Source organism: Stackebrandtia sp., from assembly GCF_035643755.1.
Lineage (GTDB): Bacteria > Actinomycetota > Actinomycetes > Mycobacteriales > Micromonosporaceae > Stackebrandtia.
In genome coordinates this window covers 1-12,718 of sequence record NZ_DASQPW010000023.1, presented here as the reverse complement: position 1 = coordinate 12,718, position 12,718 = coordinate 1, and the positions used below count along the sequence as shown (strand labels likewise).

Here is a 12,718-nt window from a genome sequence, read left to right as displayed (position 1 = left end):
CGGGGTGAACACGCCGCCCGCACCGAGACCGCTGGGGACGGTCGGGGCGGCGGGGGCGGGTGCCATCGTGACGGGGCCCTGGAGGCTCGGGGTGGAGGCCAGGTCGGGGTGGTGGGAGTAACCATCGGGCGCGCTCACAGTGGACGTATCGAGGGCGTTCGGGCGCAGGGACGGCCCCGATGCCGAATGATGCCCGTTGCCCGCGGGGCCCGCGTCGCCACCCGTGCCACCGTGGCCGCCCGTGCCGCCGCGCGGGGTCCGAGGCCCGTCGTATATGTCGGGCGCCCCCAGGGAAGCGGCCTGCCTCAGGTATTCGTCGGTGTTGGATTGCATGTAGTCGCGGGCGTCGGTGTCGTAGCGGTCGCCGATCGCGGTGGCGACTTGTGCGGGGTCGGGGTTCCACCACCCGCCCGTCCCGAACTCGGCGGCCAACTGGGGGTCGTTCGGGTTCGCGCGGGCGAACTTCAGCCATGCGTCGCGGTCGTCGCGCAGCTGCGACAGGCGGCTGTGGGTGCGCCGCACCTGCGCCGACAGGACGCTGAACGTCTGGGGTTGCGCGTCCAACTGGTCGCGCCCCGCGCCACTGGTGTCGTGCAGCTTGGTGACCCGATCGATGGCCGCCCGCGCCGATTCCCCCTCGAACGCCGCACCCGCCCCCGCCACCAGGTTGGCGATCCCGCCCTTGGCCTCGCGCCGCTTCCCATCCACGGTCAGCGCCTTCGACACCTGCTCCAGATCCTCCTGGCTGATGTGGCGATGCGCCCGCCCCAACCGATCCAGCGCGGCATTGACGGCGGCGATCAGGTCCCGCGAGGCGTCGGCCTGTTCGTCGATTTCGCACGCGTGCGCGTCGTCGGCGGCGCTGATGACGTGAATATCGTCGAGGCTCAGCGAATCGTAGTGCGTGGACATCGGGTTTCCTTTACTGCCAAGGGTTATCGACGACGCCGAACGGCTTGTCGCACGACGAATGCACGGACGCGTTGATGCGGGCGAGGTCCGCGGCGGCGATGGAGTCCTGCGCGCCCATCTCGTCGAGAACACCGCGCACGGTGTCTCCCAGACAGCGCGCCCCCTCCTCCAGGCTGCGCACGAAGTTCAGGGTGTCGGCGATCCGATCGGCCACCAACTCCCCCGCCCGCCGCCCAGGATGATCGAAATCCACCGACCCCAGCGTCACCTTGACCCCGCCCCGATACGCCGACGCCGCGTCCCCTCCAGCCCGCGCGTAGCGCGGTGTCGCGGCGTCCTGAATCTGGGACATCACCTCAGCGGTCTCGTCCATCAGGGTGACGAACTCGCGCAGGGCCTGCTTGTCGAGCTTGACTCGGGTGCTCAATTCGGTATCTCGCTTTCGTTTCGGCGTTGGAGACGGCTACCAGCCCTCGGGCGGGGTGAACTCCGCGACGCGTCCGTCCTGGCTCCCGTCCGCCACGGCCGCTGCAGTAATTGATGGAGGGCAACACTGTTCAACGGGGTACCTGTCGTCGCCGCCGACAACGGTGGTTTCGAACGTGACGCCCAGGTCGTGGTCGATGCGGCCCTTGAGGTCGTTGATCTCCTTGTCGAGGCGATCGCGTTGGTCTCGAAGTTCGTTTCTCAAGCTGTCGAGGATTTCCTTAGTGGACGAACCACCCACCGAGAACAGTTTCGGTGCGGCCCCCGCGCCGGCGCTGAGAAGTGAGAACATGGCAGGCGCCATGGCACCTCCCGAAGCGATGGTGACCGCCGCCCCGGCGATCGAACTGCCCAGTCCGACGATGGTGGCGAGGATGTCGCCACTGTTCTTGTCCTGTAGGGCCCCGATGGTCTTATCCGCCAGGGCCACAATGTCCTGCCGCGCGTGCCGCAGTATCTCCTGGTAGCTGTGCAGCGCAGCCGATGTGGCTTCGACAACGTTTGCCTGATTCACCGCGATCGCTTGGAATGGGGTGAAGAATCGATCGCGAAACGTCGTGGCCGTGTTTCCGCTCCAGTTGTTCAGGTGCGTCGCGGCGGGGGACAGATTCATGTGAATGCCGTTTGTCAGCTGCTGTTTCGCCTGCGCCAGCACTTCGATCATCTGGTTGGCGGAGTCGGGATCGCCGCCCGTGAAGTACTCGAAGGACGCCTCGAGGTCTCGCATGCCGTCGACGAACGCCTGTGCTTCCTCTGGCGATGGCGGTGGAGCGTTGCCCGAATTGGGCATCACCTCGTTGAACCACTTGTAGTACGCGGCGTCCTTTATCTGTTCGACCTTGTGCATGAGGTCGTCGCGGAAACTCATCGAGCCACCTCGGGTACATCGACCTCCATGATGGGTCCAACGTGGAGCTTCTTGGTGGCGACGGGATCGCCTGGCTTGGGCGGCGTGGGGATCTGGCCGGGCACATTTGGATCCAGGGGCGCGGGAAGATGTTCCTCGGCGGCCCTCGCGTCCATCAGGGCTCGCGCATTGCGGTGATCGGTGGCCGCGAGATCAGTTACCGCCAGATCGAGCGCGATGGCGGCATCGGCCAAGCGAGTGGTGGTCTGGCCGAGCAGGGTTTCCAGTCGGTCCCGCATTCCCCTCCATGCCGCGTCGACGGGGTCACCTGGCCGAAACAGCGTGCGTTCCCAAAAGGCCGTGGCGTGTACCTGGCTGGTGATGCCCGCGTAGGCCCGCGCGATGTTGGGGAGGTTGCGCCGGGCGACGTTGCGTAGTTCGTACAGGTTCGCGACGAACTGGTCCTGGGTGGCGCTCATTGGTTTCTCCGTTCGAGATAAGGATCGGTAGCAGGCGTTGTACGCCTTGTCGCGGGCGCGGGCGATGCGCGACAACAATGTGGAGACCGCGGCCGACAGTTCGTTGGAGAGGTTGCTGGTTCCCAAGCGGTCCAGGGTTCGCGGGCGCAACGCGATGGTCAGCCCGCCGTCGGGGTGCCAGCCCGCCGTGATGTCCGATCCCGTCGATGTGGCTTCCACGGCGATGAGACGTGTCGCCCGCAGGAAGTTGGCTCGCGGGGAGTCGTCATGGTCCGTTTCCTCGGGCGCGGGCGTCTTCTCGCTGCCGTGCAACGCCTTGCGAATGGCGAGGTCGTAGCCCTTCAGGGCGCCGCCGACCGCCTTGGTGGCCTGGACCGCCAGCGTTTGATCGGTGTGGCGGCTCGCGCACCTGGGATCAACCTCGACGACAAATCCCTTGCCGTACCGCGCTCGCACCAATCCGTCGGGCGAGGTCGCCACGACGTTGATCCGTTGGATTCGGTCGTGAAGTGTGTCGGGCATCCAGTCCTCCCTAGTGGCCAGGACTTGAGTTTTCCCCGCCCGTCACACGGATCGCCGAATCTCGGACAGTCCCGGCCACTCGCCCGTGTACGTTGTACACATTCTGGTGTACGTTGTACACATGACGAAGTCGCGGACCGCCGAGCGCATCAAGTCGGCCGCGTTGAAGATCCTGGTGGACCAGGGCGCCGACGCCGTGACCATGCGCCAGGTCGCCGCCGACGCGGGCGTCACCACGATGGCGTCGTATCGGCACTTCCCGAACCGCGAGGCGCTGCTGCGCGCCGTCGCCGACGAGGCGTTCGCCGCCCTGGAGAGCGCCTGGGAGAAGCGCGAGGCGTCGGGCGACTTCGAGGCGCGCTTCTTCGGCCTGCTGGAGGAGTTCCTGGACTTCGCGCTGGGCAGGCCGAACCTGTACGCGTACCTGATGACCGACCGCCGCGAGGGCGCGCATCGCTTGCAGGACTTCGAAAGGCGCGGACCCGTGGCGTTTCGCCAGGTGGTGCTCGCGGTGGAGCAGGGGATGCGCGAGGGCGCGCTGGCCACCGACGACCTCCTGGAGGTCACGCTGGCCATCACCTCACCCACCGTCGGCCTGGTGCAGTTCTACCTGGGCGGACGCATCGCGGGCACCGAACCCGAGTTTCGGGCGCTGTGCCGACGCACGACCGAAAGGGTCCTCCATGGATTCCGCAAGTGAACCCCTCAACCGCGCGCGACGAGTATGGCTTTCGCTTGGCGCGCTCGTCATCTCGGCGCTGCTGCTGTACTTCGGCACCGGGCTGACGCCGATCGCGGCCCTCACCTGGGTCGCGCCGATTCCCGTGCTGCTGGTGGCGCCGCGGATCTCGGGGTGGGCGGCCTTCGGCGTCGCGTTCGCCGCGTACGGCTTGGCGACGTCCAACAGCTGGGGGTTCTACCTCCACTCGCACGACACGCCATTGTGGCCCGTCGGCGCGCTGATCTGCGTGTGCTTCACGGCGACCTTCGCGGCGTCGGTGGCGCTGTTTCGGGCGCTGGCGGTGCGCCGACGGGCGATGCTGGCGGCGTTCGCGGGCGCCGCGCTGTGGACGAGCGTGCTGTACATAGCGTCGGTGGCCAGCCCCATGGGCATCGCCTACACCCTGGCCGCCACCCAGGCGGGCATCCCCGTGCTGGTGCAATCGGCCGCGGTCGCGGGGATGTGGGCGCTGGAGTTCTTGGTGCTGTTCGTGCCGTGCGCGATCGCCGCGCTGGCGGCGCCGCAGGTGAACAGGGCCGCGCGGTGGCGGACCGCCAGCGCCGCCGTCGCCGTCCTGGCGGTCGTCCTGATCGCGGGCGCGGTGCGCCTGGGCACGGCCCCCGAGCCCGAGCGCACCACGCGGGTGGCGTTGCTGTCCAACGATCACAGCGGCTGGGGCACCGACATCGCCACCTCGGCGGGCGAGAAGTTGATGCGCTCCTACATCGACAAGATCGACTCCCTTCCCGACAATGTGGACACCGTCGTGCTGCCCGAGGGCGAATTCAAGACCGTCAAGTCGACCCATAAGAAGCTCGTCGAACCCCTGACCCGCATCGCGAGCAAGCGGCACCTCACCATTGTGGTCGGCGACGCCTACGTGGTGGGCGACGGCAGGATCAAGTACAACTACGCGCGGGTCATCACCGCCAAGGGCGAGGTGGCCAGCTACCTGAAGCACCACGACTCCGTCAGTCCCCACGGACACAAGCTGGTCTACCGACCCGGCACCGATCAGCGGGTGGGCCTGGAGATCTGTCTCGACGTCAACCTGATGGACACCAACGTGGCCTACGCCAGGGCGGGCACTCGGGTGCTGCTGATCCCCGCCGCCGACGAGGGCGTGAACGGACGCATGCACTCCCGCACGGCCTTGTTTCGCGGCGTGGAGAACGGCATGGCGATCGCCTGGTCCGACCGCACCGGGCAGCTGATGGTCGCCGACGGATATGGGCGCATCCTGGCCGAAAAGCCGTCCCCCAGCGACCCCGGCGATGTCACGTCCGTCGTGGCGAAGCTCCCCTATGGACCTGGCGAGACGCTCTACACCCGCATCGGCGACGTATTCGCCTGGTGCTGCGTCGCGCTGACCTTGGCGGGAATCGCCCTCGCGTTCACCGGGCGCCGCGCCGCCTGAACCGACCTTGGGGCCCAGCGCTTCGCGCTGGGCCCCAAGGGTTTCGGTGGAGGAGTGTGGCTCAGGAGTCCATGGCTGCCACCAGCGAGCCGTCGTCGCCGTCCAGCGACCAGATCATCGATCCGCCGAGTCCCTGTTCGGCCACCCAGGCCATCTTCTTCCTGATCATGTCGGCGTCGTCATAGGACCAGAAGTTGGAACCGTCGTATTTCCATACGGCCATGTTGTCCTCGTCGCGGTACACCGTGCCGGGCTTGTCCTTGACGAGCTTGTAGTCGTCGATGCCCGCCTCGTACTTTCCTGGCGCGGCACCGGTACTGGTCTGATAGAGGCCGTTGTCGGTGTTGGGCACGCCCGTCCAGCCGCGCCCGAAGGCGGGCAGTCCCAGCACCAGCTTGTCGGCGGGTGCCCCGGCGTCCTTCCAGGACTGGATCGCCAGGTCGGCGCTCCACTTCTTGGGGTTGGGATCGGCGTCGGGGGAATGGATCTGGGCCTGGTGGTTGGTGGTGGCGTCCCAGGCCCCGTTCAGGTCGTAGCCCTGGACGTTGACGAAGTCGACCGATTTCATCAGGTTCGGCACGTCGAAGCCCGCCGCGATCTTGTCGGGGTCGGCGGCGCCGTAAATGGACAGTTCGTAGCCGCTTCCCACCGCGTCCAGCTGTTTGCGGAACTCCTCCAGCAGCGCGACGTAGTTGGCCTTGTCCTCGGGTCGGAAGACGTTGCCGGTGTTGCCCTCCGAGGCGGGCCACTCCCAGTCGATGTCGAAGCCGTCGAAGATGCCCGCGGCCGCGCCGTCGCCGCCCTGCGGTTCGCCGCCGATCTTGGGCAGGTTGCCCTTGATGAACATGTCGATGCAGCTCTTCACGTAGTTGGCGCGGTTTTCGGGCAGCGCCGCGTTGGAGAGGTATTTCGACCAGGTCCAGCCGCCCAGCGAGAACATTATTTTCAGGTCGGGGTGCGCGGCCTTGAGCTTCTTCAGTTGGTTGAAGTTGCCCGCCAGCGGCTGATCGTAGGCGTCGGCCTGGCCGTCCACCGACTGATCGGCGGTGAAGCGGCGCTGATAATCGGCCCAGGCGTCGCCCACCCCGGCCTGGTTGGCCTCGAAGCACTGGCCCTGTTCGTTGGTGTTGCCGAAGGCGTAGTTGAGGTGGGTCAGGTGGTCGATCTGTCCAGAGTCGACGACGTTCTTGACGAGGTATCCACGGTCGTAGATGCCCCATTGGGTGAAGTAGCCGACGTGGCGGCCGGCGGCGGTGTCGTGGCTGTCGGGGTCGGCGGCGAAGGCCGCCGTGGCGGGCAGGATCAGGCTGATGGCGGTGCCGAGCGCCACCAGCACAGTGGATAGACGTCTCATGGGCTGTGTCCTCCCAGAAAACTGGTAAAGAACTTTTCTGTTGTGCCCGAGGTTAGGGGATGGCCACCCTGCGGTCAATAGAAACTGGTAAATTTTTTAATGAATTGGCGGGCGCAGCGAATCGATGTCGCACAAGGCACGCAGCCCCAAACTCGGGAATGGACGGTAGGCCACCAGCGCCGACATCCCCAGCCACTCCGCGCCCGCCGACAGCACGAGATCGCGCACCGCCCCGGCCTGCGCGCCGGTCTCCACCACGTCGTCCACCAGCAACACCCGATCGCCCCGGGCGGGACAACCCTCCGCCGTGGCCAGCGTGAAACCGCCGTCGCGCGGCAGCTTCTGCACCCCGAGCATCCCGACCCCCAGATGCACGGCCACCAAGGGCGCCAACAGAAAGCCCGACGACTGCACCCCCGCGACCACCGTCGGACGCGCCCCCGAACGCAAACCCGCCAGCGCGGGCCCCAGGGCCGCCAGCAGCCCGGGATCGGACCACCAGTGCAGGGTGGCCAGCCGCCCGTCGCGCCACACCGTGGTGCGGCGCAACAGATCGGCGGCGTCGCCGCTCACTTGCACCCGCAGTCGTACAGATTCGTCGACGCCGCGTCCAGGAGGGCCTCGGCCGCCGGGGTGCTCTTCATCCCGTTGATGATGATCGAATACACCAGCAGGCGGCCGTCGGAGTCGACCACCATGCCGCTGAGCGAACTCACCTTCGTCAACGTCCCCGTCTTGGCCCGCACGTGCCCGGCACCGGCGTCACCCGCGCCGAAGCGACGCGCCAGCGAACCGCTGAAACCCGCCACCGGCAGCCCGCTGAACAGGCCCGAGATCTTCGGGTGCTTCCCGTCCGCCGCCACCCGCACCACCTGCGCCAAGGTCTTGGCGCTCATCCGGTCCTTGCCCGACAGCCCGCAACCGTCCGCCAGGGTCATGCCCTCGGTGGACACGCCCCACTTGGACAGTTCCTGCTTCACCGTCTTGGCCGTGCCCTCAAAGGACGCCTCGTTGCCCGCCGCCATCGCCGCCTGGTGCCCCAGCGCGTCGGTCAGCAGGTTGTCGCTGTGCAACAGCGCCTCCTCGACCATCCGCTCGATCGTCGGCGAATACACCGTCCCCAGCTTCTTCGACTTCTTCGGCGCGGGGCCCTCGCTGATGTCCGTCACGCCCAGCTTCCCGCCGAGATACTTCGCCGCCGACACCGACGCGTCGTCGTAACGCGGCGCGGGAGAGTTGGCGCCCTTGGGATCGGTGCGCCCACCGTCCAACATCACCGGAAACAACCTGGCCGTGTAGCCATCGGACACATCGGACTTCAGCACCCCGGGCGCCACATCCGGGCCCGTGAACGCGGAGTTGTCCACGATGAGGCGCTTCGGACTCGACCCCAGCTTCTTCTTCACCTGCGCGGCCAGATCGTCCAGCGACCCCGAGCCGCGATAGAAGCCGTGCCCGTCGGCGCTCAACGTCACGTCGCCCGCGCCGACCAACACCACGTCTCCGTCGTCGGCGCCCGCCACCACCTGAGTCGGAATCCGGTAACCCGGGCCCCGCAGCTCCAGCGCCGCGGCGGTCGTCGTGAGCTTCTGCGACGACGCCGGCGCCAGCGAATCCCCCGCCTGGGCGTCGGCGAGCGAATCCCCGGTCAAGCCGTCCAGCACCGACGCGCCCACCCGCGCCTTCTTGCCCGACTTGTCCTTCAACACCTGCAACGCCGTGGCCAGCCCGTCGGCCGTGGGCACCGGCGCCGAGGCGTCCGGGCCGTCCAGCGCGGCGACGTTCGACGGCGGCGCCATCTCCGGAAACGACAGCAGCCCCGTGGCGTCCTCGTGATCGACGGTGAGCGGTATCGCCACCGCCACCAGCCCCAACAGCACCACGAACACCGCGCCCAGATACCACCAATTGCGGCTCGGGCTCGAACGCGGCGGTCTAACGTGTGGTGCATCGCTCTGTGCCACGGGGCTGGAAAGGTTGCGTGAGGCCACTCAGCGAGACTACTGGGAACCAATATTCGGCATCACACGCAGGCAAAGGGGAGACGCCGTGGAGTTCGACGTCACCATCGAGATACCCAAGGGCAACCGCAACAAGTACGAAATGGACCACGAGACGGGGCGGATCAGACTCGACCGCACCCTGTTCACCGCCACCCAATACCCCGCCGACTACGGCTTCGTCGAAAACACACTCGGAGAGGACGGCGACCCGCTCGACGCCCTGGTCCTGGTGCCCGAGCCCACCTTCCCCGGCTGCCTGATCCGCGCCCGCGCCATCGGCATGTTCCGGATGCGGGACGAAAAGGGCGGCGACGACAAGGTGCTGTGCGTCCCCGCCGACGACCCCCGCCAGGAGCACCTGCGCGACATCCACCATGTCCCCGAGTTCGACCGCATGGAGATCGAACACTTCTTCACCGTCTACAAGGACCTCGAACCCGGCAAGAGCGTCGAGGGCGCCACCTGGGTCGGCCGCACCGCTGCCGAGGAAGAAATCCACCGCTCGGTCCAACGCGAGATCGACCGAAAGGCCGAATCTTCGGATCCCACGGACGGGTAGTTGCTCGATATCCAGGCGTGCTTGACCATGGGCTTTTGATTCCCCCTACACCTGGCTCGGGTAGGGTCGCGCGCATGGCTCAACAGACTCCCCCAGGCTGGTACAACGACCCGTCCGGTAACGGCGGGCAACGGTACTGGGACGGCAACCAATGGACCCAACACACTCACGCCGGGCAGGGCGGCCCGGTGCAGGCGCAGCCACAGATGCCGCAGCAACCGGTCGCCCCCCAGCGTCAGCCATCCCGCTTGGAGCGCATCGCTGAAGGCGACGTCTCCAACGCCATGGGCGCCAACGAGGCGGCCAACATCCAAAAGCAGGTACAGCACCGCGCCGGCGTCCAGGACAACCGCCAGGGCGGCGGCACCATCTTCACCGAACCCGTTCTCGTGGTCAACCAGAAGACCAAGATCATCGAGGTCAACAACGAGTACACGGTGTTCGACCAGCACGGCCAGCAGATCGCCGCCGTCGTCCAGGTCGGACAGTCCGCCGTCAAGAAGGTCGTGCGTTTCCTCGGCAACTACGACCAGTTCTTCACGCACAAGCTGGAGATCCGCGACGGCCACGGCCAGGTCATGCTGCGCGTCACCCGCCCCCGCAAGGTCATCAAGTCCCGCGTCCTCGTCGAACGCGGCGACGGCATGCCCGTCGGCGAGATCAAGCAGATGAACGCCATCGGCAAGATCAACTTCTCGATAACCAACCCCCAGGGCCAGGAGATGGGCCAGATCCGCGCCGAGAACTGGCGCGCCTGGAACTTCGCGATCATCGACCACACCGGAGCCGAGGTCGCCCGCATCACCAAGACCTTCGAGGGCATCCTCAAGACCATGTTCACCACGGCGGACAACTACGTCCTCCAGATCCACCGTCCGCTACAGGACCCGTTCCTGTCCCTCGTGGTCGCCTCGGCCCTCACGGTCGACACGGCCCTCAAGCAGGACGACCGCTAACACCCACGCGACGTCTTCGAGAAAGCGCTCCATGGCGGTGGCCACCGTGCCCAAAGCCTCGGCGGAGGCCGCCAGGGGCGCTTTCTCCACGAACAGACCGTGATCCATCCCCGGGATCTCGCACACGTGCTCGCTGAGTTCCCGCGCCACCTCGCCGTTCCACGCGAAGTCGGCGGTCCCGCCGATCAACAGCTTGGGCGCACGGGAGCGGCGGATCTCCGACACCACGAACGCGTCGTGCAGCAACGGGGTCAACCAGATCGCGGGCAGCCCCCGATCGGCGGCCAGGCCCGCCCCGACGGTGGCCAGCGACTTGCCCGTCAACACGACCGACGCGCCGCGCGCCTCCTCAACGACGGGCTCGACCTGTCCACGCACCCAATCCACCACGAGCGCGGTGTCCTCGAACCGATCCATCGGCGGGGCCTCGCGCCACGTGACTTCCCGCACCTCGGCACCGAGGTTCTCGGCCGCCTTGCCCGCGTAGTAAAGCCCCGGCGTGCCCGGCCCGCCCCGGGCTCCGGGAACCACGACCATCGCGCGTTTCTCGCTCATGATGCGACCCTAGGCGTGGGGCGGTCGAGATCACAAGCGCGAATCACCACCCGACAACCCCATGGTGCGCGTACGGCGTCAACCAGTACACTCAACGATCGATTCACCCGCCGCCTTAGCTCAGTCGGCAGAGCGATTCACTCGTAATGAATAGGTCGTCGGTTCGATTCCGACAGGCGGCTCCACATTGGGCACCCTCCTTTACGGAGGGTGCTCTTGTCGTTGGTGGGGGGCCACACAGGCGCTGTCCGGGCGAGTCTGGGGCGGGGGCTGGTTGGATGGGGGCATGGAGGACAGACACATGGAGCGCGATGGCGTGGCCATCGCGTACAGCGACGAGGGTTCGGGTCCGTTCGTGGGGTATGCGCACGGGTTGTTCATTTCGCGGCGGCTGGAGCGGTGGTTGCGGTTGGCCGACCTGAGCCAGGTGTACGAGGGGCGGCGGTATGTGGAGTATGACGCGCGGGGGCACGGGTTGACGGGTGGTCGGCGGGAGGTCGAGGACTATCGGTGGTCGAACCTGGCCGGGGATCTCGTGGCGTTGTTGGACGAGGTGGGGGTGGACGGGCCCGTCGATTTCATGGGGACGTCGATGGGGACGGGGACCTTGTTGTGGGCCGCCGTTCAGGAGCCGCGACGGTTTCGCAGGTTGGTGTTGATGATGCCGTCGACGGCGTGGGAGACGCGGCCCGCGCAGGCGCAGTTCTATCGGGAGTTGGCCGACGTGGCCGAGGCGGAGGGGAAGGCCGCGGTCATGACGCGGTTCGCCGAGCAGGCGCCCGCGCCGATCCTGGAGGAGCGGTTCGCGGAGCTGGCGGAGAACCCGACGGCTCCGCCCGCGGAGATGCCCGACGTGCCCGAGGAGTTGCTGCCGTGGGTGATGCGGGGGGCGGCGGTGTCGGATTATCCGAGTGCCGAGGAGGTCGCGGGGTTGGGGCAGCCCGCGTTGATTCTGGCGGAGGCGGGGGATCCCGGGCATCCGGAGTCGACGGCGCGGCGGCTGCACGAGTTGTTGCCGAATTCGGAGCTGCATGTGGCGCGGAACCTGGCCGCGATGCGGCAGTGGGGTGCGCGGATCGACGGTTTCCTGAGGGGCTGACGACGCGACGGCGGTGCCCGTCCCCGTGTGGGGGCGGGCACCGCTGTGGGTCAGGGGCGGGGGGCGATGGTGACGCCGCCGCTGATGACGTTGCGGGTGAGGTCGCGGGTGAGGAATTCGTGGGGGAACCCCAGGTCGATGGCGCTGATGTCGTTCAGGCGCCGCAGGTGCTTGTCGCCGAGGTCCACATTGAGCGCTTGGAGGTTGCCCTCGAGTTGGGCGGTGGTGCGGGCGCCGACGATGGTGGAGGTGATGGCGGGGTTGGTGAGGGTCCACGCCAGGGCGACCTGGGCGGGGGTGACGCCGAGGTCGGCGGCGACGTCCTTGACGACGTCGGCGATGTCGAGATTGCGGGCGGTGAGCGAGTTCTGGGACGCGGCGACGTCCTTGCGGGTGCCCTTGGGTTCGCCCGACGGTTGGTGGTCGAGGTCGTCGCGGGTGTATTTGCCCGTGAGTACGCCGCTGGCCAGCGGCGACCAGGGCAGCACGCCGAGGCCCATTTCGCGGGCCATGGGGATCAGGTCGCGCTCGCCGGTGCGCTCGGCGAGGCTGTACTCGATCTGCAGCGACACCAGGGGCGCCCAGCCGCGCAGCGCGGCGATGGCCTGCATGCGGGAGACCTGCCAGGCGGGGGTGTCGGAGATGCCGACGTAGCCGATCTTGCCCGCGGTGACGAGGTCGTCGAGGCCGCGCAGCACCTCCTCGACGGGGGTGGTCGCGTCCCAGGCGTGCAGGTAGAACAGGTCGATGTAGTCGGTGCGCAGGCGGCGCAGGCTGTCTTCGACGCTGCGCATCATGTTCTTGCGGT

The 12,718-nt window shown here is 67.5% G+C and carries 13 protein-coding genes, 1 tRNA gene and 1 pseudogene; 6 read left to right on the top strand and 9 right to left on the bottom strand.

Annotated elements, in window-relative coordinates:
* The 4 genes and pseudogenes from VE172_RS01820 to VE172_RS01805 all read right to left on the bottom strand — a co-directional run.
* Nucleotides 1–912, bottom strand: a pseudogene (locus VE172_RS01820) (hypothetical protein); the annotation flags it as partial.
* A 10-nt stretch (nucleotides 913–922) separates the two neighbouring features.
* Nucleotides 923–1,339: a hypothetical protein gene (locus VE172_RS01815; protein WP_324796293.1), complete on the bottom strand. Its 417-nt coding sequence runs from the start codon at nucleotides 1,337–1,339 to the stop codon at nucleotides 923–925.
* Nucleotides 1,340–1,375: 36 nt separating this feature from the next.
* Nucleotides 1,376–2,266: a hypothetical protein gene (locus VE172_RS01810; RefSeq protein WP_324796290.1), complete on the bottom strand. Its 891-nt coding sequence runs from the start codon at nucleotides 2,264–2,266 to the stop codon at nucleotides 1,376–1,378.
* On the bottom strand, nucleotides 2,263–3,246 hold the full coding sequence (locus VE172_RS01805) for a hypothetical protein (protein WP_324796288.1): 984 nt from the start codon (nucleotides 3,244–3,246) through the stop codon (nucleotides 2,263–2,265). Before VE172_RS01805 ends, VE172_RS01810 begins: the two co-directional genes overlap by 4 nt.
* Before the next feature lie 121 nt (nucleotides 3,247–3,367).
* Between VE172_RS01805 and VE172_RS01800 the strand changes: the two genes are divergently transcribed.
* Together VE172_RS01800 and VE172_RS01795 are read left to right on the top strand one after the other, a co-directional pair.
* Nucleotides 3,368–3,946, top strand: a complete 579-nt coding sequence (locus VE172_RS01800) for a TetR/AcrR family transcriptional regulator (RefSeq protein WP_324796285.1) — start codon at nucleotides 3,368–3,370, stop codon at nucleotides 3,944–3,946.
* Nucleotides 3,930–5,384: a nitrilase-related carbon-nitrogen hydrolase gene (locus tag VE172_RS01795; RefSeq protein ID WP_324796282.1), complete on the top strand. Its 1,455-nt coding sequence runs from the start codon at nucleotides 3,930–3,932 to the stop codon at nucleotides 5,382–5,384. The genes VE172_RS01800 and VE172_RS01795 overlap by 17 nt, the downstream gene beginning before the upstream one ends.
* A gap of 61 nt (nucleotides 5,385–5,445) precedes the next feature.
* Here VE172_RS01795 and VE172_RS01790 read toward each other — a convergent pair whose 3' ends face one another.
* The 3 genes from VE172_RS01790 to dacB form a co-directional block, all read right to left on the bottom strand.
* Nucleotides 5,446–6,738, bottom strand: a complete 1,293-nt coding sequence (locus VE172_RS01790) for a glycoside hydrolase family 18 protein (protein ID WP_324796280.1) — start codon at nucleotides 6,736–6,738, stop codon at nucleotides 5,446–5,448.
* A 96-nt stretch (nucleotides 6,739–6,834) separates the two neighbouring features.
* Complete coding sequence (locus VE172_RS01785; protein ID WP_324796278.1) at nucleotides 6,835–7,311, bottom strand: phosphoribosyltransferase family protein; 477 nt, start codon at nucleotides 7,309–7,311, stop codon at nucleotides 6,835–6,837.
* Entirely contained in the window at nucleotides 7,308–8,702 is a 1,395-nt protein-coding gene (dacB, locus tag VE172_RS01780) for a D-alanyl-D-alanine carboxypeptidase/D-alanyl-D-alanine endopeptidase (protein ID WP_324796275.1), read from the bottom strand. The genes VE172_RS01785 and dacB overlap by 4 nt, the downstream gene beginning before the upstream one ends.
* An 85-nt stretch (nucleotides 8,703–8,787) precedes the next feature.
* On the opposite strand from dacB, the gene VE172_RS01775 reads away from it, so the two are divergent.
* Together VE172_RS01775 and VE172_RS01770 are read left to right on the top strand one after the other, a co-directional pair.
* The gene (locus VE172_RS01775; RefSeq protein WP_324796272.1) at nucleotides 8,788–9,300 is read left to right on the top strand and encodes an inorganic diphosphatase; all 513 of its coding nucleotides are present in this window, start codon (nucleotides 8,788–8,790) and stop codon (nucleotides 9,298–9,300) included.
* A gap of 74 nt (nucleotides 9,301–9,374) precedes the next feature.
* A complete protein-coding gene (locus tag VE172_RS01770; RefSeq protein ID WP_324796270.1) occupies nucleotides 9,375–10,256 on the top strand; it encodes an LURP-one-related family protein in 882 nt (293 codons plus the stop codon).
* Here the strand turns inward: VE172_RS01770 and VE172_RS01765 are convergent.
* Nucleotides 10,179–10,811, bottom strand: a complete 633-nt coding sequence (locus VE172_RS01765; protein WP_324796266.1) for an alpha/beta fold hydrolase — start codon at nucleotides 10,809–10,811, stop codon at nucleotides 10,179–10,181. The genes VE172_RS01770 and VE172_RS01765 overlap by 78 nt on opposite strands.
* Nucleotides 10,812–10,920: 109 nt before the next feature.
* Between VE172_RS01765 and VE172_RS01760 the strand changes: the two genes are divergently transcribed.
* A tRNA-Thr gene (locus VE172_RS01760) sits at nucleotides 10,921–10,996 on the top strand.
* A 101-nt stretch (nucleotides 10,997–11,097) separates the two neighbouring features.
* Entirely contained in the window at nucleotides 11,098–11,910 is an 813-nt protein-coding gene (locus VE172_RS01755; RefSeq protein WP_324796263.1) for an alpha/beta fold hydrolase, read from the top strand.
* 50 nt (nucleotides 11,911–11,960) lie between these two features.
* Here the strand turns inward: VE172_RS01755 and VE172_RS01750 are convergent.
* On the bottom strand, nucleotides 11,961–12,718 hold a 758-nt coding region (locus tag VE172_RS01750), incomplete at its 5' end, for an aldo/keto reductase (RefSeq protein ID WP_324796261.1).

Bases quoted from the DNA above. Each gene is read 5' to 3' on its own strand.
- VE172_RS01800 (WP_324796285.1), top strand. From the start codon at position 3,368: ATGACGAAGTCGCGGACCGCCGAGCGCATCAAGTCGGCCGCGTTGAAG.
- VE172_RS01795 (WP_324796282.1), top strand. From the start codon at position 3,930: ATGGATTCCGCAAGTGAACCCCTCAACCGCGCGCGACGAGTATGGCTT.
- VE172_RS01765 (WP_324796266.1), bottom strand. From the start codon at position 10,811: ATGAGCGAGAAACGCGCGATGGTCGTGGTTCCCGGAGCCCGGGGCGGG.
- VE172_RS01770 (WP_324796270.1), top strand. From the start codon at position 9,375: ATGGCTCAACAGACTCCCCCAGGCTGGTACAACGACCCGTCCGGTAAC.
- VE172_RS01810 (WP_324796290.1), bottom strand. From the start codon at position 2,266: ATGAGTTTCCGCGACGACCTCATGCACAAGGTCGAACAGATAAAGGAC.
- VE172_RS01805 (WP_324796288.1), bottom strand. From the start codon at position 3,246: ATGCCCGACACACTTCACGACCGAATCCAACGGATCAACGTCGTGGCG.
- VE172_RS01755 (WP_324796263.1), top strand. From the start codon at position 11,098: ATGGAGGACAGACACATGGAGCGCGATGGCGTGGCCATCGCGTACAGC.
- VE172_RS01790 (WP_324796280.1), bottom strand. From the start codon at position 6,738: ATGAGACGTCTATCCACTGTGCTGGTGGCGCTCGGCACCGCCATCAGC.